At 60.9% G+C, this 21,828-nt stretch carries 21 protein-coding genes; 5 read left to right on the plus strand and 16 right to left on the minus strand.

Features of this window, described 5'->3' with window-relative positions:
• Nucleotides 1–57: 57 nt before the first annotated feature.
• The 6 genes from KUF55_RS13235 to KUF55_RS13260 form a co-directional block, all read right to left on the minus strand.
• Nucleotides 58–156 (minus strand): 30S ribosomal protein bS22, encoded by a 99-nt coding sequence (locus tag KUF55_RS13235; protein WP_003792170.1) that lies wholly within the window; start codon nt 154–156, stop codon nt 58–60.
• Between the two features lie 144 nt (nt 157–300).
• Nucleotides 301–513, minus strand: coding sequence for a helix-turn-helix domain-containing protein (locus KUF55_RS13240; protein ID WP_132358982.1), 213 nt, complete (start codon nt 511–513; stop codon nt 301–303).
• Nucleotides 514–706: 193 nt separating this feature from the next.
• Complete coding sequence (locus KUF55_RS13245; RefSeq protein WP_218816891.1) at nt 707–1,819, minus strand: 3-deoxy-7-phosphoheptulonate synthase; 1,113 nt, start codon at nt 1,817–1,819, stop codon at nt 707–709.
• A gap of 399 nt (nt 1,820–2,218) precedes the next feature.
• Nucleotides 2,219–3,562 carry an NADP-specific glutamate dehydrogenase gene (gdhA, locus tag KUF55_RS13250; protein WP_132358988.1) on the minus strand — a complete coding sequence of 448 codons (1,344 nt, stop codon included), beginning with the start codon at nt 3,560–3,562 and terminating at the stop codon, nt 2,219–2,221.
• Nucleotides 3,563–3,752: 190 nt separating this feature from the next.
• Complete coding sequence (locus KUF55_RS13255; RefSeq protein WP_132358991.1) at nt 3,753–4,208, minus strand: helix-turn-helix transcriptional regulator; 456 nt, start codon at nt 4,206–4,208, stop codon at nt 3,753–3,755.
• A 46-nt stretch (nt 4,209–4,254) separates the two neighbouring features.
• The gene (locus tag KUF55_RS13260; RefSeq protein ID WP_132361101.1) at nt 4,255–5,403 is read right to left on the minus strand and encodes an acetoin utilization protein AcuC; all 1,149 of its coding nucleotides are present in this window, start codon (nt 5,401–5,403) and stop codon (nt 4,255–4,257) included.
• A 304-nt stretch (nt 5,404–5,707) separates the two neighbouring features.
• Here KUF55_RS13260 and KUF55_RS13265 point away from each other — a divergent pair, with 304 nt between their 5' ends.
• Both KUF55_RS13265 and KUF55_RS13270 read left to right on the plus strand, forming a co-directional pair.
• Nucleotides 5,708–7,051, plus strand: coding sequence for a TrkH family potassium uptake protein (locus tag KUF55_RS13265; RefSeq protein WP_255557479.1), 1,344 nt, complete (start codon nt 5,708–5,710; stop codon nt 7,049–7,051).
• 25 nt (nt 7,052–7,076) lie between these two features.
• The gene (locus tag KUF55_RS13270) at nt 7,077–7,715 is read left to right on the plus strand and encodes a TrkA family potassium uptake protein (RefSeq protein WP_132361103.1); all 639 of its coding nucleotides are present in this window, start codon (nt 7,077–7,079) and stop codon (nt 7,713–7,715) included.
• 120 nt (nt 7,716–7,835) lie between these two features.
• Here the strand turns inward: KUF55_RS13270 and proC are convergent, their stop codons facing one another.
• The 6 genes from proC to KUF55_RS13300 all read right to left on the minus strand — a co-directional run bounded on the left by proC (nt 7,836) and on the right by KUF55_RS13300 (nt 15,844).
• Complete coding sequence (gene proC, locus KUF55_RS13275) at nt 7,836–8,696, minus strand: pyrroline-5-carboxylate reductase (protein WP_132358997.1); 861 nt, start codon at nt 8,694–8,696, stop codon at nt 7,836–7,838.
• Nucleotides 8,697–8,726: 30 nt separating this feature from the next.
• Nucleotides 8,727–9,566 carry a sugar phosphate isomerase/epimerase gene (locus tag KUF55_RS13280; protein WP_218816892.1) on the minus strand — a complete coding sequence of 280 codons (840 nt, stop codon included), beginning with the start codon at nt 9,564–9,566 and terminating at the stop codon, nt 8,727–8,729.
• Between the two features lie 25 nt (nt 9,567–9,591).
• Nucleotides 9,592–10,617, minus strand: coding sequence for a Ppx/GppA family phosphatase (locus tag KUF55_RS13285; protein ID WP_132359003.1), 1,026 nt, complete (start codon nt 10,615–10,617; stop codon nt 9,592–9,594).
• Nucleotides 10,618–10,659: 42 nt separating this feature from the next.
• A complete protein-coding gene (gene topA / locus KUF55_RS13290; protein WP_132359006.1) occupies nt 10,660–13,443 on the minus strand; it encodes a type I DNA topoisomerase in 2,784 nt (927 codons plus the stop codon).
• A 134-nt stretch (nt 13,444–13,577) separates the two neighbouring features.
• Nucleotides 13,578–14,222, minus strand: a complete 645-nt coding sequence (locus KUF55_RS13295) for a helix-turn-helix transcriptional regulator (RefSeq protein WP_132359009.1) — start codon at nt 14,220–14,222, stop codon at nt 13,578–13,580.
• Nucleotides 14,223–14,233: 11 nt separating this feature from the next.
• Nucleotides 14,234–15,844, minus strand: coding sequence for a methyltransferase (locus KUF55_RS13300; RefSeq protein ID WP_255557035.1), 1,611 nt, complete (start codon nt 15,842–15,844; stop codon nt 14,234–14,236).
• A gap of 59 nt (nt 15,845–15,903) precedes the next feature.
• Between KUF55_RS13300 and KUF55_RS13305 the strand changes: the two genes are divergently transcribed.
• On the plus strand, nt 15,904–16,488 hold the full coding sequence (locus tag KUF55_RS13305; RefSeq protein WP_218816893.1) for a GNAT family N-acetyltransferase: 585 nt from the start codon (nt 15,904–15,906) through the stop codon (nt 16,486–16,488).
• 114 nt (nt 16,489–16,602) lie between these two features.
• On the opposite strand, the gene KUF55_RS13310 is transcribed toward KUF55_RS13305, so the two are convergent.
• Complete coding sequence (locus KUF55_RS13310) at nt 16,603–17,517, minus strand: rhodanese-related sulfurtransferase (RefSeq protein WP_218818793.1); 915 nt, start codon at nt 17,515–17,517, stop codon at nt 16,603–16,605.
• A gap of 137 nt (nt 17,518–17,654) precedes the next feature.
• Here KUF55_RS13310 and KUF55_RS13315 point away from each other — a divergent pair, with 137 nt between their 5' ends.
• Together KUF55_RS13315 and KUF55_RS13320 are read left to right on the plus strand one after the other, a co-directional pair.
• Nucleotides 17,655–18,323, plus strand: coding sequence for a GNAT family N-acetyltransferase (locus KUF55_RS13315; RefSeq protein ID WP_132359017.1), 669 nt, complete (start codon nt 17,655–17,657; stop codon nt 18,321–18,323).
• Nucleotides 18,324–18,428: 105 nt separating this feature from the next.
• Entirely contained in the window at nt 18,429–20,768 is a 2,340-nt protein-coding gene (locus tag KUF55_RS13320) for a DEAD/DEAH box helicase (protein WP_218816894.1), read from the plus strand.
• Nucleotides 20,769–20,808: 40 nt separating this feature from the next.
• Here KUF55_RS13320 and KUF55_RS13325 read toward each other — a convergent pair whose 3' ends face one another.
• The 3 genes from KUF55_RS13325 to KUF55_RS13335 are packed head-to-tail and all read right to left on the minus strand — an operon-like array spanning nt 20,809 to nt 21,788.
• Entirely contained in the window at nt 20,809–21,204 is a 396-nt protein-coding gene (locus KUF55_RS13325) for an Rv3654c family TadE-like protein (protein WP_218816895.1), read from the minus strand.
• Nucleotides 21,201–21,545: a TadE family type IV pilus minor pilin gene (locus KUF55_RS13330; protein ID WP_218816896.1), complete on the minus strand. Its 345-nt coding sequence runs from the start codon at nt 21,543–21,545 to the stop codon at nt 21,201–21,203. The genes KUF55_RS13325 and KUF55_RS13330 overlap by 4 nt, the downstream gene beginning before the upstream one ends.
• A gap of 18 nt (nt 21,546–21,563) precedes the next feature.
• The gene (locus KUF55_RS13335) at nt 21,564–21,788 is read right to left on the minus strand and encodes a DUF4244 domain-containing protein (RefSeq protein ID WP_218816897.1); all 225 of its coding nucleotides are present in this window, start codon (nt 21,786–21,788) and stop codon (nt 21,564–21,566) included.
• Nucleotides 21,789–21,828: the final 40 nt, after the last annotated feature.

The following is a 21,828-nucleotide window of genomic DNA, read 5'->3' on the forward strand; positions in this document are numbered from 1 at the left end:
GAGGGGGAAACACACCTTTTTACATACGCAACTCCGAGCAAGCCCGGAAACTGGTATTTACTTCTTATTACGACGCTGGTGGCGGGTCTTACGAAGCAATTTACGGTGCTTCTTCTTAGCCATACGCTTGCGGCGCTTCTTAATAACAGAGCCCATACTGGTTCCTCACAAACTGATTCGATTGCCGACTACTACTACCGCGGCACCAAGGCACCAGAATAGCCAACTGGACGTTAAACGTTCCTTAACAGATTACCTGCTTCCAGAGCGGATTCTGACCACTCGTGAAAACCTCCGGAATTAACCGGTGTTGAAGTCTCGACCGAATCCGGCTGCCCGCAGGTATTCCTGCACGGCGTTCTCTGGGACTCGGTAGGAGCGACCGAAGCGAACGGCCGGCAAATCACCGGAATGGACGAGTCGATAAACCGTCATCTTTGAAACACGCATCACATCGGCAACCTCGGCCACCGTCATGAAACGCGCGCTGGCAAAGTTTTGCGATTCGACCATTCCTTGATTCTCCTGACAATATTCACATAGCAGTCATGCCGTGGCTCGGACTTCGGAACACTCCGGTCCGCGCCAACACCCCAAGATACCCTATGTCCTTTAGTGTTACTTTAGTGGCTCGCGGGGCCAATGTGAACGATTCGGACCAGTTATGAGCCATCAATCGGTTGCGTTTTGTCTCCATGTCACAGAACTAGCGTGCGACGCGCACCGCTGCGGCCAGGGTGTCCAGCAAGTCAGAGCTCGTTTCCCAGTTCATGCATGCATCGGTGACCGACTGGCCGTACCGCAACCCACCGAGCACATCAGCGCCCACTGCCACGGCGTCGGGATCGTGCTTCTGCGCGCCCGCCACAAGGAAACTTTCAGCCATGATCCCGGCAATGCTCTGATCGCCAGCGGCAATGCGAGCCGCCAGTTCGCCGATAACCTCGGCCTGGCGAAGCTCTGATTTTCCGGAGTTCGCGTGGCTTGCATCGACGATCAGACGCGGATTCATACCGGATCCGGCCATGGCCGCGGACGCCGCAGCAACCTGCTCGGCACCGTAGTTTGGCCCATCCGCTCCCCCACGCAGAATCAAGTGGGAGTCCTGGTTTCCGGTGGTCGTCACGATCGCGGTGCGACCGTCATCACTAATACCAAGGAACGATTGCGGGGCACTAGCGGCCTGGCAGGCGTCGATGGCGACCTGAACCGATCCGTCGGTGCCGTTCTTGAAGCCCACCGGCATCGAAAGACCCGAGACCAACTGCCGATGCGTTTGGCTTTCGGTGGTGCGGGCCCCGATGGCCCCCCAACTCATCACATCGGCGAGGTACTGAGCGCTCAACGGTTCGAGGAACTCGGTGGCCAACGGTAGCCCCAAATTGCTGGCGGCGAGGGTGAATTCGCGCGCAATTCGTAAGCCGGCGGCCATGTCGTGGCTACCGTCAAGGTGCGGATCATTAACCAGACCCTTCCAGCCCACCGTGGTACGTGGCTTTTCGAAGTAACTTCGCATGACCACCAGCAACTCGCCCTCATGCGTCTTGGCAGCAGCAGCGAGCTTCGCAGCGTATTCAAGCCCCGCTACGGGGTCATGAATAGAGCATGGGCCGATGATTACCAGCAGGCGCTCGTCAAGGCCTGAGAGCACCGCACGGACCTCCTGGCGGGCTCTCATGATGCGGTAGCCCTGCGCATCCCCCACCGGGAGTTCACCTATCAGTTCTGCCGGGGTCGGCAGCTCGGTAATGGAGGTGATGCGCTCGTTGGTGTTGAAGCGCGGTTGTTCTTTTACGGCGGGGCTGATGTTGCTGATCATGATCGGTGGCCTTTCGGTGAGACCCCGCGATTCGACGGGGGCCGAGTAGTTTATTTGCGGCCCCGTTGATTTCTCGCTGCAATTCCTTCAGGGCCGCTATCGTGAAAATAGCGAAGGGCCTGCAAGCAATAGCTTGCGGCCCTTGTCGACTCTGAAGGTGGGTATGCGAATTTACCGCGTCCTAGGCTCCTCCAGAGCCGACACAAAATACGCATACCAACGATTAGTCATGGGTTGAAACATACAACCGTTAAGAACGATTGACAAATAATGCCCGCCCGCGCGGGCTTCACAATTCGTCACTGTTACACAAAAGCGGGTTGGAAGGAGCTGAACATCGCTGTTCCACTCTTCCCAACCCGCTTCAAAGGTCAGTCGTTTTTAGCTGGTGCTACCGACCTAGATCAGACCCTGCGCCAGCATGGCGTCGGCGACCTTGACGAAGCCGGCAATGTTGGCGCCCGCAACATAGTTGCCCGGGACACCGTACTCGTCGGCAGTTGACGCACAGCGATCGTGAATTCCCACCATGATTTCAGTCAGGCGTGCTTCGGTGTGTGCGAAGCTCCAGGAATCCCGGCTGGCGTTCTGCTGCATCTCCAACGCGGAGGTAGCCACGCCACCGGCGTTTGCTGCCTTGCCCGGTGCAAAGAGCACACCGGCATCTTGGAAGAGCGAGGTTGCTGCGGCTGTACACGGCATGTTGGCGCCCTCGGCCACGGCCATGACACCGGAGCTGATTAGCTTCTTGGCGTCCTTGGCATCAAGCTCATTTTGTGTGGCGCACGGCAGGGCTACGGTGGCGTCAACGTCCCAGACGTTTCCGCCGGCCACATAACTCACCTTTTTGGACTTGGCGCGTTCGGCGTAATCGCTGATGCGTCCGCGTTCGACTTCCTTGATCTGACGCAGCAGTTCCACGTCAATACCGCGTTCATCCACGATGTAGCCGCCGGAATCTGAGGCTGACACCACGCGAGCGCCCAAGGCCTGGGCCTTTTCGATCGCGTTGATGGCAACATTGCCGGATCCCGAGACCACGACGCGCTGGCCGTCGAAGGACGCCCCACGAGTCTTCAGCATTTCGTCGGTGAAGATCACGGCACCGTAGCCGGTGGCCTCTGGCCGAACCAGAGATCCGCCCCAGCTAATGCCCTTACCGGTCAAAACTCCGGATTCGTAGCGGTTGGTGATGCGCTTGTACTGTCCAAAGAGGTAACCGATTTCGCGGCCGCCCACACCAATGTCGCCGGCCGGCACGTCGGTGTATTCACCGATGTGTCGGTAGAGCTCGGTCATGAATGACTGGCAGAAGCGCATGACTTCGGCGTCCGACTTGCCACGTGGGTCAAAGTCCGAGCCGCCCTTGCCGCCGCCAATAGGCATACCGGTCAGTGAGTTCTTGAAGATCTGTTCAAAGCCCAAGAACTTCACAATCCCCAGGTACACCGAGGGGTGGAAGCGTAGGCCGCCCTTGTACGGGCCAAGCGCCGAGTTGAACTCAACACGGAAACCACGGTTAATCTGCACGCGGCCGGCGTCGTCCATCCACGGCACGCGGAAAATGATCTGGCGTTCGGGTTCGCACATGCGCTGAAGAATTGCTGCTTCGGCGTATTCGGGGTGCTTGCGTGACACCGCTTCGAGGCTGTCAAAAACCTCGGTTACCGCCTGGTGGAATTCTGCTTCACCGGGGTTACGACGGAACACTTCGTCGCGAATTATCGCTAGTTGCTGGTCCAAGTCTTATTCTCCTCATCACTTGGGGCAGGCATAAGGGCACGCTTACGCCGTTTCTGGCAACGCTGCCCGGATTGAGAATGTCATGACGCTAGGGGTTGGGCATAACCGGACGTCATCAATAATGCATCGGGACGTAACGTACTCGACACAAATGAGTGCTCAAATACCCCGGTGGTTGGTGCCGCCGGGCCTAGCGCTTGCGCCCAAATTTGCGTTTCGGAAAGCGCTCAAGGAAGTCCTGGGCACGGCCGGTGACCTGCTCGAGGGAACGGCCCACGGTTCTGCCCAATTGTGCCGCTGCCACCGTCGCACCGCTAGTCACATCGTGCGAAGAAGCGTGCACCTCCAACTGGCTCTTCTCGGGAACCACCACCAGCTCGGGCGCAGCGGGCAGGTACCCACGAAGCCAGGTCTGCAGTTCGAGGAAGGTCTCGGTTTCCAAGGCATAAAAGCGGCGCTGTCCATCGGCGCGCATGGAGACCAGCCCGGCCTCGCGCAGGACCTTGAGGTGCTTGGAAACGGTCGGCTGGGAAACACCCAATTCTTCGACCAACGATCCTACGGACAGCGATTCTTCGCGCAGGGTATCGACCAACCGTCGTCTGGTCGGGTCGGCCAGCGCGGTAAAAATATCATCATGAGCCACCACATAACCCTATCTGCATATGCGCGTGGGGGCATCTTTGTGCGTCCTAGTCGAACCAGGGATCCAGCCCAAAGAGCGGGAAGATCTCCTTACGGGTGGCCATGATGCTGCGGTCCACCGGATCGGCAGGGTCATAACCCACTTCCCAGCTACGCCACCACAATTCGGCGTTATCGCCCATGAATTCCGGCGGCCAAATACCGTAGCGCTCATGAACATAGACACGCCAAGGACCGGGGACCGGTGTTGCCAAGGGCACAGGTTTGCCCGAGGCAATAGCCACCAGATGACTCCAGGCTCGCGGGGCCACGGCGGTGATGTTGTAGCCGCCGCCACCGGTGGCAATCCAGCGTCCGGCACATAACCGGTCCGCCAGCTCGCAAATATCCAACGCGTTCTGCCGCTGCCCGTCAACACTCAGGCGAAGGTTGGACAGCTCGTCATCCTTATGTCCATCACAACCGTGTTGGGAAACGATGACCTCCGGGGCAAAGGCCTGAGCCAATTGCGGAACCACCGCATGGAAGGCGCGCAGCCACCCCGCGTCCCCCGTACGTGGAGGCACGGCGATGTTCACCGCCGTGCCCTGCGCCGCCGGCCCGCCAATCTCATTGGCGTAGCCGGTTCCGGGGAAGAGGGACATGCCGGTTTCATGGAGGGAGATTGTCATGACGCGGGGATCGTCCCAGAAGATCGATTCCGTACCGTCCCCATGATGGGCATCAACATCGATGTAGAGGACCTTGGAGACCCCGCCATCAAGCAATCGCTGAATCGCCAGGGCGGTGTCGTTGTAGATGCAGAAGCCGCTGGCCTTGCCCCGTGCCGCGTGGTGCATGCCGCCGCCGAAGTTCACTACGTGCAGGGCGCGTTCCTCGAGGATCGCTGTGGCCCCCTGCAGTGAGCCGCCGGCGAGTCTGGCGCTGGCCTCATGGATCCCCTCGTAGGCGGGATTGTCCTCGGTGCCCAACCCGCGGGCCTCATTGGGAACCTCCGGGTGCGCGCTGACGGCACGCACCGCGGTGATGTATTCGGGTTCGTGAACGCGACCAAGCTCATCGTCGGTGGCCAGTCGCGGGGCAACAACACGCAGATTCTCCCGCTCAAAGAGGCCAAGGTCACCGCACAGTCGTGCGGTGAGCTCCAGCCTGAGCGGGTGCATCGGATGAGTTTCACTAAAGCGATAGGCCAGCATCTCATCGCTCCAGATCACCTGGGTGGCAGGCGCGGGCTTGGTATCAGAAAACACCCCTTCAGGCTACGCGATCGATCACCCGAGTGTGTGCCAAGACACCCAGGGGTGCCATGCTAAGGACCAAAGACCCGTCATGGTTTATTGTGGGAACTTGCGGGGCAGGGCCTTCGCACCGAAGATGTCGACGTCTTGGAGCCGAGCTATCACCATGGGAAGCATTCCCTCTACCGCCGCAACACGACGGCCCACCACCGAATCCGGTGCACCGGCCCCGTGGCGCAAGCGACTGGGCCACTGGCGGCGAATGATTGCGGATTTCACCGTCCGCTCCCCCGCCCGCCTGGCGCTCTTCGCCTTTGTTCTGGTCATCGCGCTGTTCTCGTCCTTGCTTTCGCTTCCCGCAGCATCGGCCAGCGGCGAACGGACCGCCTTTGTTGACGCCTTCTTCACGGCCGTATCGGCCGTCTGTGTCACCGGCCTGACCGTCGTCTCGACCGCCACCCACTGGTCGTTCTTTGGTCAATTGGTGATGATCATCGCGGTATTTGTTGGTGGTTTGGGCATCCTGACCCTCGCCTCGGTGCTCTCCCTGGCAGTATCCAAGCGTCTGGGCGTCCGCGGCAAGCTCATGGCGCAAAACTCGATGAACACCTCCGCCGCCTCCACCCTGGGTGAGGTCGGCTCGCTGCTGCGCATCGTGATCACCACCTCGGTGGCCATCGAGGTGGCGCTGGCGTTGATGCTCATCCCGCGCTTTTTGATCCTCGGCGAGCCGTTTAGCCAGGCCCTCTGGCATGGCGTTTTCTACTCCATCTCCGCCTTTAACAACGCAGGGTTCACACCTCACTCCGACGGGCTGGTCCCCTATGAGATGGACTTGTGGATCCTGGTGCCGCTGATGCTCGGGGTGTTCCTGGGCTCGCTCGGCTTCCCGGTGCTGATGGTGCTCTTGGCCCATCGCTTCAATTCCAAGAAGTGGACGCTGCACGCCAAGCTGACCCTGCTGGTGACCGGCATCCTGCTGGTGGGCGGCACGCTGCTCTGGGCCGCCGCGGAATGGAGTAATCCCAACACCATCGGCGGCCTAAATGCCGGGGATAAGGTCATCCACTCGGTCTTCGCCTCGGTGATGACCCGCTCCGGCGGTTTTAATCTGGTGGATCAGGGTGAGATGAATCAGGTGACGATGCTGCTCACCAACGCCCTGATGTTTGCCGGTGGTGGCTCGGCGTCAACCGCCGGCGGCATTAAGGTCACCACGATCGCGGTGATGTTTTTGGCGATCTTCGCCGAGGCCCGCGGTGACACAGATCTGCGCGCCTTTGGCCGGCGCATTCCGGAGGGAACCATGCGCGTGGCCATCTCGGTCATCGTCCTTGGTGCCACGCTGGTGATGCTGGCGACGGCCTCCCTGCTGATCATCAGTGGCACCTCACTCTCCCGAGCGCTCTTCGAGTCCATCTCGGCCTTCGCCACCGTGGGGCTGAGCACCAATCTGTCGGCCGAAATGCCGCCCTCGGGCAAATACGTGCTCGCCGCACTGATGTTTGCCGGTCGCATCGGTACGATTACCCTGGCATCCGCGCTGACCTTGCGCCAACGCAACCAGCTCTACCACTTCCCCGAAGAGAGGCCCATCATTGGCTGAGAAAAACACCGACCACAACGCCCCGGTGCTAGTCATTGGGCTGGGCCGCTTTGGCGCCTCGGTGGCCGAACAATTGGTCAAACAGGGCCGCGAGGTCTTGGCCATCGAACGGAACCAGGAATTGGTGCAGAAGTGGGCCTCGGTGCTGACCCACGTCGTGGAGGCGGATGCAACAAACATCGATGCGTTGCGCCAGCTCGGAGCCCAGGAATTCGCCTCGGCCGTGGTGGGGGTGGGTACCTCCATCGAATCCTCGGTGTTGATCACCGTGAACCTGGTGGATCTGGGGATCGAGCACCTGTGGGTCAAGGCCATTACGCCCTCCCACGGCAAGATCCTCACGCGTATCGGTGCCAACCACGTGATCTATCCGGAGGCCGACGCCGGAGTGCGTGCCGCCCACCTGGTCGGCGGACGGATGCTTGACTTCATCGAGTTCGACGATGGCTTCGCGATCGTGAAAATGTACCCGCCGAAGGAAACCCAGGGCTTCACGCTGGCCGAGTCTCAGGTCCGCTCCAAGTACGGGATCACCGTGGTGGGTGTGAAATCCCCCGGCGAGGACTTCACCTACGCCCAGCCCGATACCAAGGTGACCCGGCGCGACGTGTTGATCGTCTCGGGCCACGTGGATTTGCTCGAACGCTTCGCCGCCCGGCCCTAAGGAAGCTCGGCGCTCATCTCTCCGAGTTAAACCCGGATGGCAGCACCCGCAGCACAAAAATATGCGTCCCCTCGTTCGAACGAGGGGACGCATATTTTTGTGAGGCCAGTTCCGTTGAGTTTAAGCCAGTTCCTTGGTGATCGCCGCGGCACGTGCGGCTGCTGCTGCCGCCCCGCGGGCGATGATCTGAGAAAGGTTCGTCTCATCAAAGGTTGCGATGGCCCGTTCGGTGGTGCCGTTGGGGCTGGTGACGCCCTGACGCAGGGCAGAGGGGTCGGCCTGCGCATCGGAAAGCATCTTCCCCGCCCCGGCAACGGTGGCACGGGCCAAATCGGTCGCCAGAGCGGGCTCCAGGCCCAGTTCAACGCCCGCCGCGGCCATGGCCTCGGCCAGGTAGAACACGTACGCCGGTCCCGAGCCGCTGATGGCAGACACCGCGTCCTGCTGCGCCTCCGGAACCACGTGCACCACACCGGAACCGGCAAACAACTGCACGACGGCCTCCAGCGCGTCCGCGGAGACCGAATCCCCGGCGCTGACGCCCACCGCGCCGGCACCCACCTTCAACGGCGTATTGGGCATCGACCGCACCACGGGTTGGCCCGGATTCAGGTGCGCGGCCATCATGCTGATGGTGATGGCTGCGGCCACCGAAACGATAACGGCGCTGGGCTTCAGGGCATCCTTGATTTCGTCGCACAATGCGGTGATGCCCACGGGCTTTACACCCAAGAAGACGATGTCGGCATCCCGCACCGCCTTGAGGTTGGCCTCTGGATCTTGGGCACCAATCAGCACCGTGACACCGGTTTCGGCACGCAGCGCCTCGGCCTTGTCATCGCTGCGCAGGGTGGCGGTGATCGCCCGCGGGTCATAACCGGAAGCGATGATGCCGCGCAGCACCGCCCCATTCATGGAACCGGTGCCCAGGAAGGCAAGTTTGTTCTCGGTACGGGCAGAAGTTACAGGCGCTGAAGTCATCTGCCCATTCTTCCACGGCTTCCCGGGAGCCTAGATCGAATGTGTCCCACTCTGCGCGCCGGTGCTCACCTGGTCCAGATGGCGGCGGGCAAATTCCAGCGTCTCGCCCAGCCAGGCCTCGCGCTCCCCGGCACCCTTGGCCTTACGGGTGGAGACCTCCACGGCCACCACTCCGTCCCAGGCGACATCACGGAGGTACTGAATCGCTTCGATCACCGGTTGGGTGCCGCGGCCGGGCACCAGGTGCTCGTCCTTGCCGTTGTCCATCCCGTCGCACAGGTGCACATGGCTCAGTCGCTGCCCCAGCTCACGGAAGGCCACGGCGGAGTCCATGTCGGCGATCGCCGAATGGGAGAAATCCCAGGTGACAAACTCATAGGGTTCGGGGATCGGGTTCCAGTGCGGCAGATACATTTTTGCCTCGCGTCCCCGCGCGCGCCACGGGTACATGTTCTCCACCGCGATCTTCACACCGTACTCCTCCATGATCCGGCGGATGCCGGTGGAGAATTCGGTGGCGTAGGTACCCTGCCAGCGGAAGGGCGGGTGCGCCACCACCACATCGCACCCCACCTCCACGGCCATCGCTGCGGCCGATTCGATCTTGTTCCACGCGGTGCCCCAGACCTGCTGGGTCAACAGGAGCGTGGGCGCGTGGATGGCCATGATGGGTTGGTCGTAGCGTTCGGCTAACCGATTCAGCGCGGCGGCATCCTGGGAGATCTGGTTTCCGGTGACCAAGACCTCCACCCCGTCGTAGCCCAAATCGTGGGCCACGGAGAAGGCGTCATGGACGTTCAACGGATAAACCGAGGCGCTGGAGAGCGCAACGGGAATGGGGGCGCTGCCCTGTGTACCTGAATCAATCATGGAACGTGCCCCTTATGTTTCGGTCCTAAAGAACGGTACTTCCCTGCGCCAAGGACAGGGCCGAGGCCCTACCCAAGGCAACTTCACCAACACCCACGCTACTACTGAGCGGCGCGGTGGAGTCAAATAAAACGTGGTCAAAACGGCGCAGCATCAGACCCTCACGCAGTGCCCACGGGCAGATGCGCAGGGATTTAACCTTCAGCGCGTTCATGGCTTCCAGGGCGACGACGGCACCGGCGAGCAGCTGTGGGGCACGGATCGCCGAGACTCCGGGCAATTCCACCCGCTCATCCCAGCTCATCGCGGTCAGCCGGTTGGTCCACAACTTGAGCGAATCGGCACGCAGCACGCGCTTCACATACGGTCCATCGGCGCTGGGCGCAGCACCGGTGATCCGGGCCAGCGACCTGAAGGTTTTGGAGGTGCCGGTGACCATGGACGGCTTGCCAAATTGGCGCAGCTCGGCCGCGGGTTCGGCCAGCACATCGCGCACATAGTGGCGCATTTCCTTGAGTTTTTGGATCGACGGACGATCCTCGGGCAGCCATTCGCGGGTCAGCCGGCCCGCACCCAGTGGTACCGAGTGGGCCACGCTGGGGAATTCGTCCCCGCCCAGGGCGAGTTCGAAGGAGCCGCCACCCATGTCCAGGTTCAAGATGGTGTCGGCACTCCAGCCAAACCAGCGGCGCACCGCGTGGAAGGTCATGCCGGCCTCCTGTTCACCGGTGAGCTCGGTGAGCTGAACACCGGTTTCATTCACCACCCGAGCCAGCACCATCTCGCCATTGGCCGATTCGCGGATGGCGGAGGTGCAGAAGGCCAGCAGGTCCTCGGCATGATGATTGATGGCAAATTGTGCCGCCTCGTGCACAAAGTCCAACAGCTCGGTTTGCCCGGCATCGTTAATGGCCCCGTTTTCGTCCAGGAAGGACACCAACGACAGGGCCCGCTTGTGCGAGGCAAAGGGCACGGGGCGGGCGCCCGGATAGGCATCCACCAACAATAGATGGACCGTGTTCGATCCAATATCCAGTACGCCCAGCCTCATTCTGTGCCCTTCATGCTCTTGCTCGGTCCTCGCTAGCGAGGGCTACTTGCTAGTTTTCTTGGCCGCTGGCTTTTTGGCCGGAGCCTTCTTGGCCGCCGGCTTTTTGGCCGGGGCCTTGGCAGCGGTCTTGCGCTTGACCGGTCCCCGGGCGCGCTTATCGGCCAATAGCTCGATGGCCCGCTCCCGGGTCAGCTCCTCCAGCGTGGTATCACGCGGGATGGTGATGTTGGTGACGCCGTCGGTGATATAGGCACCAAAGCGTCCCTCCTTGACCACGATGTTCTTCTCCGAGACCGGATCGACACCAAACTCGGCCAGCGGCGGCACGGCCGCACGCGCGCCACGAACCTTCGGCGTTGCGTAAATCTCCAACGCTTCTTCCAAGGTGATGGTGAAGATCTCTTCCTCGGTACCGATGGAGCGCGAGTCGGTGCCCTTTTTCAGGTAGGGCCCAAAACGGCCGTTCTGCACCGTAATCTCCACGCCCTCGGCGTCCGCGCCCAGCACCCGCGGCAGCGAGATCAGGCGTAGGGCTTCCTCGAGCGTCACCGACTCCACGCTCATGGTCTTGAACAGCGAACCGGTGCGCGGCTTGGCCTTGACCGGCTTCTTCGGCGGCTTGGGCTTGCCGTTCTTGTAGTACTCCACGGGCAGTGCGGCCAATTCCTCGGCCGTGGGCTCCACGATGACCTCGGTGACGTAGGCGCCGTAGCGTCCGTCCCGGGCCACGATGGTGCGCCCGGTCTCCGGGTCAACGCCGAGCACGTTTTCGCTCGGACCCTGCTGCTCCATCAGCTCGATGGCCTTTTCGGCGGTGAGCTCGTCCGGAGCCAGATCCTCGGGCACATTGGCACGCTGCGGGTCGGTGCCCTCGGGGGCATCGGCGGGCAACGGCTTTTCCAGGTACGGACCAAACTTGCCCACGCGCAGGACGATGCCCGGGGCGATGTCGATGGAGTTGATGGCGCGAGCGTCAATGTCGCCCAGGTTGTTCACCACCGATTCCAGGCCGGCCTCACCGGTGGCCTCGGAACCGAAGTAGAAGTCCTTCAGCCAGGCGCTGCGACCCTTTTGGCCGTGCGCAATTTCGTCCAGATCATCTTCCAGGCGTGCGGTGAAGTCGTAGTCGACGTACTTGCCGAAGTGCTCTTCCAGCAGACGCACCACGGAGAACGCGATCCAGCTGGGCACCAGGGCGCCGCCACGCTTGGTCACGTATCCGCGATCCATGATCGTGGAGATGGTCGGGGCGAAGGTCGAGGGGCGACCGATCTCGCGAGCTTCAAGCTCGGCGACGATCGAGGCCTCGGTGTAGCGCGCCGGCGGGGAGGTGGTGTGGGAGATGGCGTCGATGCCGGTGCCAGCCAACGGGTCGGCGACCTTAAGCTGGGGCAGGCGTGCTTCCTCTGCCGCGTCGGCCGCCTCGGCCTCGCGGGCTGCGTCACGGCCTTCCTCATAGGCGGCCATGAAGCCACGGAAGGTGATCACGGTGCCGGAGGCGGAGAACTCCGCAAGCTGCCCCGTGGTGGCTTCACCGGCCAGCTTGATGGTGGCGGTGAAACCCTTGGCGTCCGACATCTGCGAGGCGACGGTACGCTTCCAAATCAGTTCGTAGAGCCTAAATTCATCGGCCGAGAGCTGGGCACGGACGGTGGCCGGGCGGCGGAAGGAATCACCGGCGGGGCGGATGGCCTCGTGGGCTTCCTGCGCCGCTGCACTCTTGGCCTTGTAAACGCGCGGCTTATCCGGCACCGAGTCGGTTCCGTAAAGTTCTGCTGCCTGCTTGCGGGCGGCGTTCACTGCCTCGTTGGACAGGAACACCGAATCGGTACGCATGTAGGTGATGTAGCCGTTTTCATACAGGCGCTGGGCGACCTGCATGGTGGACTTTGAGCTCCAGCGCAGCTTGCGGCTGGCTTCCTGCTGCAGCGTTGAGGTGGTGAACGGGGCTGCCGGTCGACGGGTGTAGGGCTTTTCATCCACCGAGGTCACGGCAAAATCGGCCTCGGCCAGTCCGTTGGACAGTGCCGTGGCACCGGCCTCGTCCAGGTGAGCGACGGAACCGGACTTGGGGGTCTTCAGTTCACCGCGGTCGGTGAAGTCGCGGCCGGTGGCCACACGGGCACCGTCAACGCTGGAGAGCTTCGCGCCGAAGGATTCGCCGGCATTCGTGGCGAAGGTTCCGGTCAAATCCCAGTAGGAGGCGTTGCGGAACGCCATGCGTTCACGTTCGCGCTCGACCACCAGGCGAGTTGCCACCGACTGCACACGGCCGGCGGACAGTCCACGGGCCACCTTGCGCCAGAGCACCGGGGAGATCTCGTAGCCGTAGAGACGATCCAGCACACGACGGGTTTCCTGGGCATTAACCAGGTCGGTGTCGAGTTCGCGGATATTTTCCATGGCACGGTTGATGCCCTCTTGGGTGATCTCCGTGAAGGCCATGCGGTAGACCGGAACCTTGGGCTTAAGCACCTCGAGCAGGTGCCACGCGATGGCTTCGCCTTCGCGGTCCGCATCGGTCGCGAGATAGAGTGCGTCGGCATTTTTGAGCTTCGCCTTGAGCTCGGCCACACGCTTCTTCTTATCCGGGTATACGACGTAATAGGGGTCGAAGTCGTTGGTGACGTCCACGGCAAATTTGCCGTATGGCCCCTTTTTCATCTCCGTGGGCAGATCGGCGGGTTGCGCCAAATCTCGAATGTGCCCCACCGAGGCATCAACTTCAAATCCATCGCCCAAATACTTGGCGATAGATTTGCTCTTAGCAGGAGACTCCACGATCACGAGCTTCATACCGGTCTTTTCCTTGGCCTTGGCGGGCACAGCACTCCTATTAGCAACCAGTGGTGCACCAAAGTGGGCGCACAGCACATTCCCTGATCTAGGTTAGCCGCAATTTTGCGCACCTCGGCAAGCTGGGAACCTCAAATAGCGTTTACCCGGCCCACGAGAGAAACCTAGTCCCCCATTTCGGGGCGGATCTCGGGGAGAAATGAAAGCATATAGTAGAGCCGGTCCCCATCCACGCCACGAGCCTCGGGTTCGGCCAAATCCTCGTACTCATAGAGCAGGTCATAGACCTTCGTGATGAATTCCTTGCGCTGAGTCTCGGAGAGGAACACCACACCGGTGGTCAGTACCGGAGCACGATCGGGCGCAGGTTCATGACCTTCCTTGCGTTCTTTATCACGACGGTTAATTTCCGCCGAGAGTCGGTCGCGGAAGGCGTTGAGCTGCACGTTGAGGTAGGCGTTCTTCGCACTGGTCGAGTCCGAGAGTGAGCCAAGCACCAGTTGGCTGCCGGCAGCCTTCCAGCGGCGTTCGCGGCCATCACCCTCGCTTGCCGCACGGATCACGTAACCGTATTTCTCCAGGGCACGCAGGTGATAACTCATGGCGCTCGGAGTCAGAGCACAGCGCGTGGCCAGTTCGGTAGCGGTACGTGTTGCCTGCGAAGCAAAAAGTTCTTCCAGCACCGTCAGTCTCGCCTCGTGGGCAAGGGCGCGGATGGCTTGCGGGTCGCTAATCGACACCGGTGCGGCGGGCGCCGGGGACACGCTGACGGGTTTAACGCCTGCCTCCGGGGATGTGTTCTGACTCATATCAAAAAACTTTAGCGGTTGTTTCGCATCTCCAAAAGAAACCCGTGCTTAATAAGCCGCACAACTCCTTCATGTAGCCGCGAAGAAAACTCTGGATCACCCTCGCCTATCAACGAATTAAGCGCATTGACTAGTGACGATATGCTCAAATCACCGTCGCAGGCAGAAACAAACCCGGTCAGTGCGGTGTCCAATATTTCGGTTCGCCGTAAACCTGCACCTTGGCGTAACAAGATCACGCCGGGGTGCTCCGCGCCCGGTCGCTGGTGACGTTCCTCGGTCACGTCCTCGGCCACCACCAAATGCAAGTCGCCAACATCATGTGCGACCAATTCATCGGCCACGGCAATATCGCGTGTCAGGTACGAACCGATGGGTTGTTCGATGGGATAACCGATCGCTTCGAAGTTGACTCCCATCCCATTTTTTCCTGTCGCGGGCCGGCGCAACCAGACCATGCCAAAACCGATGGCCCCGACATTACGTGAGGCAAAGTCATCAAGATACGCACCGTATTGCTCGGCAAACGCCAACGGGTCCCTGCCCTGCGAGGCGTCGCGCAGCCAAGTCTCCGCGTATTCGGTCGGGCTGACCATTTCACGCTGGATGAACCAGGCTTCGGTATCGGCACCGAGCCAGGAACGCGGGCCGGCGGTCCAGTCTCGAGCTTGCTCCTCGTCTACCACTTCGGTGATTTCCCAGTTGGCCAGCATTTGTGCGGTTCCACCCGGGGCAAGAATCGAGGGAAGGGAGCTGACAAGCGTGGATACCAGGGTATCGCCGGGCATCCCGCCGTCGCGGTAGGTAAAACGATCCGCGTCCTGTTCCCCAGCAAAACGGGGAGTGATCACAAAGGGCGGATTGGAGACGATCAGGTCAAACTCTTCACCCCGAACCGGGTCTAATAGGGACCCCAAACGGAGGTCAACACGTGCTTGCAGGTCGTGTGGATCGATGGCCAACGCTTGGTGATTCAGTAACAAATTGAAGCGGGTGAACCCCAATGCACGCGCCGAAATATCTGTGGCAACCACCCGGTCTGCGTGAGACAACAAATGAAAAGCTTGAATACCGCAGCCGGTGCCCAAATCCAGGGCGTAGCGGACCTGCGGCCGCACGGTCGTCTGAGCCAGGGTCAAGGACGCTTGGCCAATGCCCAGCACGTGATCGTGGCGCAGCACCCCGGCACGCTGGTGCGCACCCAAATCGCTGGCTACCCAAATTTCCGCATCAGCATCGGAGGCATGGGTGCGCAAATCAACGCGTGCACGCCAAAGTTCTCCCGACTCTGCCGGTTCGATGAGGCCCAGGCCGTGAAGCCCGGCGATCCCCGTGGCCGGGAAGGCAGCAGCAAGTTCGCCCTCCGGCACCTCGACGCCGAGCATAAACAAGCCTAGGGTGGTGCTCAACGGCGTGGGGGCATCCAACGCCGCGATGGTGCGTAGCGCCGGAATAAGCTGATCGCGTAGCAACGCATCGTGCGCGGTGTCACCGAGAAATTCGGTGATCGCCTCATGGTGGAATGTGGCGCGGCGCAAATCACCGGCCAACTGCTCAAGGAGACTGACATCGTCACTGCGCGGGGCATCGGGAACTTGGGCAAAGTTTTCGGTGGAAGTCACGCTTCACAGTCTAGCGATCAGCTCCCCGGCACGGGACGGCGATGCCTAAGATAGAACTCATGATTGAGGTCACCACCACCCACTTGCAGCAGCTCTCCGTCTCCGAGCTCCGCCGAAGCACCCGAACGTTGCCCGCAGGGGCACGAATCGAGCGCGTCGAGGCCATGACTCCGGAGTTCAGCAAGTACCTGTACCAGGGTGTGGGTAGTGGCTGGAACTGGTCCGACAGATTGTCGTTAACTCGCGCCGAGTGGGCATCCCTGCTCGAAGCCGCAGGAGTTGAAACGTACGTCATCTACCTTCATGGCGCACCGGCCGGATATCTGGAGCTGGTCGGCCGGGTCGAAAGAACCGGAACCGAGGTGGAAATCATGTACTTTGGACTCTTTCCACAGAGCATTGGCCACGGACTAGGCGGGGCACTGTTATCCGAGGGCATGTCACGGGCATGGGATCTTGACGCGCGTTGGGCGTCCTTCCCACCGGTGAGCAGAATCTGGGTACATACCTGTTCGCTGGATGGACCGGCGGCCTTGGCGAACTATCAGGCGCGTGGTCTGCAGATCTTCCATACCGAAAGCGAAATGCTGGAGCCCGGTGACGGAGCCGCTGGCATGTGGCCAGAGAGCATGCCAAGCGCGTAACCAAGGGGTCTTCACCGAACTCCCGGGGCAAACCGGGCGCATGATGACCACCCCTTGGCTGCTAACGCCACGCTACTGCGTGGCAATCGGCAGATCGCCACCTATAGAACCGCTTTACTGGACGAGTGAGCCCTTCGGTTCGGGCACGCATTCGGTGCACTGGCGCAATTCGTCGTTGGCAGCACAGTCCGCGCAGAAAAGACGAAGATTGCGGCAGGTGAGGTTGGAACAGTTTTCGAACTTGTTGGTGGGTGCCGAACAGCCAACACATTTCCCGATGGTCACGGCATCTTCGGAGAATTCCATGTGCATGCGCTTGTCGAAGACATAAAGTGATCCTTCCCACAGGCCCTTGTCGCCAAAGGTTTCCCCATAACGCACGATGCCACCTTGCATTTGGTAAACCTCTTTGAAGCCACGCTTGACCATGAGCGAGGAAAGCACTTCACAGCGGATGCCACCGGTGCAATAGGTGACGATGGGCTGGTCCTTCATATCGTCGTACTTGCCCGATTCAATCTCGGCAATAAAATCATGGGTGGTTTCGACGTCTGGAACGATGGCGTTCTTGAACTTGCCAATCTGCGCTTCAAAGGCGTTGCGCCCGTCAAAAAAGAGCACCTCTTGACCGGCTGCTTTTTTGGTTTCCACCAACTCATGCAGGGCTTCGGGCTTGAGATGTACGCCGCCGCCGACCACGCCATTCTCGTCGACTTCGAGCTCGGACGGGGCCCCAAAGGACACCACTTCGTCGCGAACCTTGACTGAGATTCTCGGGAAGTCCTCGGCCGAGCCGTCGGACCACTTGATATCCATTTTTTTGAACGGTGGATACTCCCGGGTGGCCTTCACATAGGCCTTTACATCTTTGATTTCACCGCCAACGGTTCCGTTGATCCCCTGGCTGGAAATGATGATGCGACCACGAAGGTTCCACCGTTCGAGCAGGGCCCGCTGCCACAGGCGTATAGCCTCTGGATCGGCAAGTGGAGTAAATGCGTAATACAAGACAATTCGGTTCTGCGACACGCTATTAAGGGTAGGGCCTAAAACCACTAGTGTGCGCGTGAAGTGGCAACCATCACCGGGTAAACACTGTGTTTCAAGCTTGCAACAGTTGTCATAAATGCACTGCAAGTAGGTTGTTCACGGGGTAGGGTCGATGTATGGGATCTACTGCAAGCGATGAATTAATTGGCACATGGGTTACCGGCTGGGCCGGTGCTCGAGGCTACGAAAGTCGGCATGAGGGCCGCGTTCACGCTGCCCTTCGTCACGACACTTCCGGAGACTGGGAGTACGTCATCTATGAACCGTCCAATGAGGAATTGGTGGCCGTCGCCGAGACGCTCAACAAGCACCCCAAGCGTCGGCTAACTGCCTTCGCCAACGAGACATCGAGCCTCATCGACGCCGCTCAGGCGGCTGGTCTCACCGTAATTAACGCTAACGAGATCCTGATGGTGACCGAAATGGTCGGCCACGATGTCGAGGCACCTTTGCCCGCCGAAGGCTTTGCCTTCCAAATCGAGCGCGACGATTCACACGCATACGTCTCTATCCACCCCGAAGATGACCCGTCGATCGTTGCCGCTAGTGGCCACGTTTCGGCAGTCAACGGCTATGCGATCTTCGACCGCATTATCACCGCTCCGGATTTCCGCCGGCGTGGTCTTGGCAGCCTCATCATGCGCACCCTTGTCTCGCTAGCCCTTGAACACGATGTTGAAGAAGGCCTGCTGATTGCCAGCATTGATGGCCAGCAGCTCTACAAGTTCTTGGGTTGGACCGATCTGGGCAACGTTGTGCTTTTCGAGGGCCAACAGGAAGCCTAAGCTTCGTCTAATAAGCAATGAAAGTGGTGGATCCCGCGACAGCGGGGTCCACCACTTTTGTCTTATATGACGTGGCTGGGCCGCAGGTGATGCCACAATGAAGCAGTGAACGAATACTCGGAACAGATCGCCCTTCTCGGCCACGGGCCCACCCCCAAGGCGCTGCTCCATTCTCGGATCATCGAGGCACGCGAAGCAGTCTCTGGACCCTGGCCCGAATGGGTGCACCCCGATGTCAGATCCGCGTTTGAACATTCGGGAGTTCAAACACCATGGCTCCACCAAGTCCAAGCCGCCAATCTCGCACATGAGGGCCACAACATCATCGTGGCCACAGGAACTGCCTCGGGAAAGTCGTTGGCCTATCAGCTGCCGGCATTGAACGCGATTCATGTTTCTTCGCTGGAGAATCAAGCCACCCTGATTCCCAACGACGCCACGGTGCTTTATCTAGCCCCGACGAAGGCTCTGGCTGCAGACCAACTCAGCGCCATCGAAGGCTATTCCCTACCCACGGTTCGCGCCGCCGGCTACGACGGGGACACCGAAGTATCGGCTCGACGCTGGATCCGCGACCATTCCAACTTCATCCTGTCGAATCCCGACATGCTGCACTACGGCATCCTTCCCAACCACACCTGGTGGGCCAGGATGTTGCGTCGGTTGAAGTTCGTGATCATCGACGAAGCCCATTCCTATCGGGGGGTCTTTGGATCGAACATCGCCAACCTCTTGCGGCGTCTTCGTCGTATCTGTGAACACTACGGTGCCAACCCGGTCTTCATTGGTGCCTCAGCCACCAGTTCCGAACCTGCCGCGTCCTTTTCCAAACTCATTGGCGCACCGGCAACGGAGGTCACCCACGACTTCTCCCCCAAGGGGTCTGTGACCATCGGACTATGGGAGCCTCCACTGACCGATCTCCACGGTGAGAATGGCGCGCCAACCCGACGCACGGTGATCGCCGAGACCTCTAATTTGTTGGCCAACCTCGTTTGTTCTCAGGTCCGCACCCTCGCATTTATCAAGTCCCGCCGCGGCGCCGAAACCATTGCAACAATTACCCGGTCGATGGTCGACCAAGTCCATCCATCATTACCCGCGCGCGTCGCAGCCTACAGATCCGGTTACCTTCCGGCCGAACGCCGGGAGTTGGAAAAATCGTTACGCAACGGCACCCTCCTCGGCGTCGCCTCAACCTCGGCCCTAGAACTGGGCATCGATGTGGCCGGACTCGACGCGGTGCTCGTGGCCGGGTGGCCCGGAACCCGGGCCTCCTTTTTCCAGCAGATCGGACGGGCAGGTCGAGCGGGTCAAGACTCCTTGGCCGTCTTGGTGGCCAGCGACGACCCCCTAGACACGTATCTGGTGAATCACCCGGAAGCAATCTTTGAGGCAGGAGTTGAGGCCACCGTCTTTGACCCGGAGAACCCCTATGTGCTCTCCGGGCATCTGTGCGCCGCGGCCGAAGAACTTCCCCTGCGTTCGGAGGATTTGTCCGCATTCGGTCCCACCGCCCCGGCGTTGCTTGATTCGCTGGTTCAGCGCGGATTCCTGCGCCGCCGACCGGCTGGCTGGTTCTGGACTCACCCCGAACATGCTGCATCCATGGTGAATCTCCGTGCTGACGGTGGCGGACCGGTCAGTATCATCGAAACGGAGACCGGAGCCCTCTTGGGAACGATGGATTCTCCGCAGACTCACTACCAAGCGCACAACGGGGCCATTTATGTGCACCAGGGTGCCACCTACGTGGTGGATGAACTCAACGAAACCGACCACTGTGTCATGGTCACCCGTGCCAACCCCGACTTCTACACCCAAGCCAGGGACATCACCACGGTGGAGGTCATCAACACCGAACGCACGGCAACGTGGGGTCCGATCACCGCGAACTTCGGAGAAGTGGTGGTGACTACCCAGGTGGTGTCCTTCCAACGCAAATCGGTGATGAGCAACGAAATCCTCTCGGAGGAACCACTCGGACTCGAGGCTCGCGACCTGCACACCAAGTCGGTGTGGTTCACCATTCCCGAAAAGCGGCTGCTGGCCGCGGGCATCACCCCGGAAGATTTCCCCGGTGCTCTGCATGCTGCCGAGCATGCCTCCATCGGCCTGCTTCCATTGGTGGCATCAAGTGACAGGTGGGACATCGGCGGGGTCTCCACTGCCCTTCACATGGACACCGGGATGCCCACCATCTTCGTCTACGACGGGCATCCCGGTGGAGCGGGATTCGCCGAGCGCGGCTTTGATCGAGCGGTCAGATGGCTCGGTGCCACCCGCGATGCCATCGTCGCCTGTGAGTGCGCCACCGGATGCCCCTCCTGCGTGCAGTCGCCCAAATGCGGCAACAAGAACAACCCGTTGAACAAGGCCGCAGCGATCCTGTTGCTCGGCGCCATCCTGCATGAAGCACAACGGGCGGACGCGGCACCCCAGTAGGAGTGGCCGTGCCCGCCCGCCGGATCAGTTCCCGTCATTTTCAGGGCAGGATCCACGGTTGCGGTGGTGGCCCGGCCCGGGCGACCGAGAATGCCCGCGTCAGATCGGGTAGCCATCCGATTGGCGCAACCGCAACGCTAACCCTGACGGTCACGACCTCACCACTGGGGCCAGCTCGGGTGCAGCCCACCAGTGCGGCCGAGTTCGCGGAGGCAGTGCGTAAAGCAACTCCGCACGGATCACCGGTGGCCAGCCCGCGTGCGGCATCGGCCGCGGCCAATGCCGCCAGGTCCGCGGCGGTTCCTGCCGTGGCCCCTGCCTTCGCCACGGCAGTGAAGATCAGCACCACCATGAGTCCGAGAGCTGCCACGCATACGACCGAGAGCATGAGCACCGTTCCGCTTCCTTCCTCCGTGTGGTTGCTGGCGCGGCTCATGGTTGCTGCTCCATGCGGGCGTTGGCTTCGGCCCGCAAATGAACCTCACCGAGTAACGGCAACGCGACTCCGGAGAGAACCACCACGTGCCCATATCCGCCACCGTAGGAACTGCCGACGCTGATCTTCGGCCCGGCGATCCGGCGGGCGATACCAGTAACTTGTGCCTCATCGGTACCGCGAGCCAGCTCTCGAGCCGCTGCACTAGCCGCCTGCTGGATACGGACCTGTTCCCCACCCACGGCACCCACACCCACAACAAGTGCCACCAGGATGGCCACGGCCGGCAGCAGAACCGCCACTTCCGCTGTCGCGCTGCCGGATTGTGATTTCGTGGCCATGATGGTCTCACTTCCTTCTTAGAAGGACAGGGCCTGACGGATCAGGCCCATGAGCAGCCCGCGAACATCTCCGCTGGAGAGAATGCTGACCAAGAGTCCCGCGAAGGCGACGGCGGCCAGGGTGACGACGGCGAATTCGGCGGTGGTGCTGCCTGCTTCGTCGTTGAGTAGACCGGTGCTCGATTCCGCGTTGTGCTGCAGATCAATGTGGCCGGGTGTTGCGTCGTTGGTGTCATTTTCCATGATGGGTCCTTCACGTTGAGTTGAGGTGGGCTCCTGGAGA

The sequence above is a fragment of the Paeniglutamicibacter sp. Y32M11 genome (assembly GCF_019285735.1).
Lineage (GTDB): Bacteria > Actinomycetota > Actinomycetes > Actinomycetales > Micrococcaceae > Paeniglutamicibacter.

Bases quoted from the DNA above. Each gene is read 5' to 3' on its own strand.
- KUF55_RS13235 (WP_003792170.1), bottom strand. From the start codon at position 156: ATGGGCTCTGTTATTAAGAAGCGCCGCAAGCGTATGGCTAAGAAGAAG.
- KUF55_RS13240 (WP_132358982.1), bottom strand. From the start codon at position 513: ATGGTCGAATCGCAAAACTTTGCCAGCGCGCGTTTCATGACGGTGGCC.
- KUF55_RS13245 (WP_218816891.1), bottom strand. From the start codon at position 1,819: ATGATCAGCAACATCAGCCCCGCCGTAAAAGAACAACCGCGCTTCAAC.
- KUF55_RS13260 (WP_132361101.1), bottom strand. From the start codon at position 5,403: ATGCTGGCCTATCGCTTTAGTGAAACTCATCCGATGCACCCGCTCAGG.
- KUF55_RS13265 (WP_255557479.1), top strand. From the start codon at position 5,708: ATGATTGCGGATTTCACCGTCCGCTCCCCCGCCCGCCTGGCGCTCTTC.
- proC (WP_132358997.1), bottom strand. From the start codon at position 8,696: ATGACTTCAGCGCCTGTAACTTCTGCCCGTACCGAGAACAAACTTGCC.
- KUF55_RS13280 (WP_218816892.1), bottom strand. From the start codon at position 9,566: ATGATTGATTCAGGTACACAGGGCAGCGCCCCCATTCCCGTTGCGCTC.
- KUF55_RS13285 (WP_132359003.1), bottom strand. From the start codon at position 10,617: ATGAGGCTGGGCGTACTGGATATTGGATCGAACACGGTCCATCTATTG.
- KUF55_RS13295 (WP_132359009.1), bottom strand. From the start codon at position 14,222: ATGAGTCAGAACACATCCCCGGAGGCAGGCGTTAAACCCGTCAGCGTG.
- KUF55_RS13305 (WP_218816893.1), top strand. From the start codon at position 15,904: ATGATTGAGGTCACCACCACCCACTTGCAGCAGCTCTCCGTCTCCGAG.
- KUF55_RS13315 (WP_132359017.1), top strand. From the start codon at position 17,655: ATGGGATCTACTGCAAGCGATGAATTAATTGGCACATGGGTTACCGGC.
- KUF55_RS13325 (WP_218816895.1), bottom strand. From the start codon at position 21,204: ATGAGCCGCGCCAGCAACCACACGGAGGAAGGAAGCGGAACGGTGCTC.
- KUF55_RS13330 (WP_218816896.1), bottom strand. From the start codon at position 21,545: ATGGCCACGAAATCACAATCCGGCAGCGCGACAGCGGAAGTGGCGGTT.
- KUF55_RS13335 (WP_218816897.1), bottom strand. From the start codon at position 21,788: ATGGAAAATGACACCAACGACGCAACACCCGGCCACATTGATCTGCAG.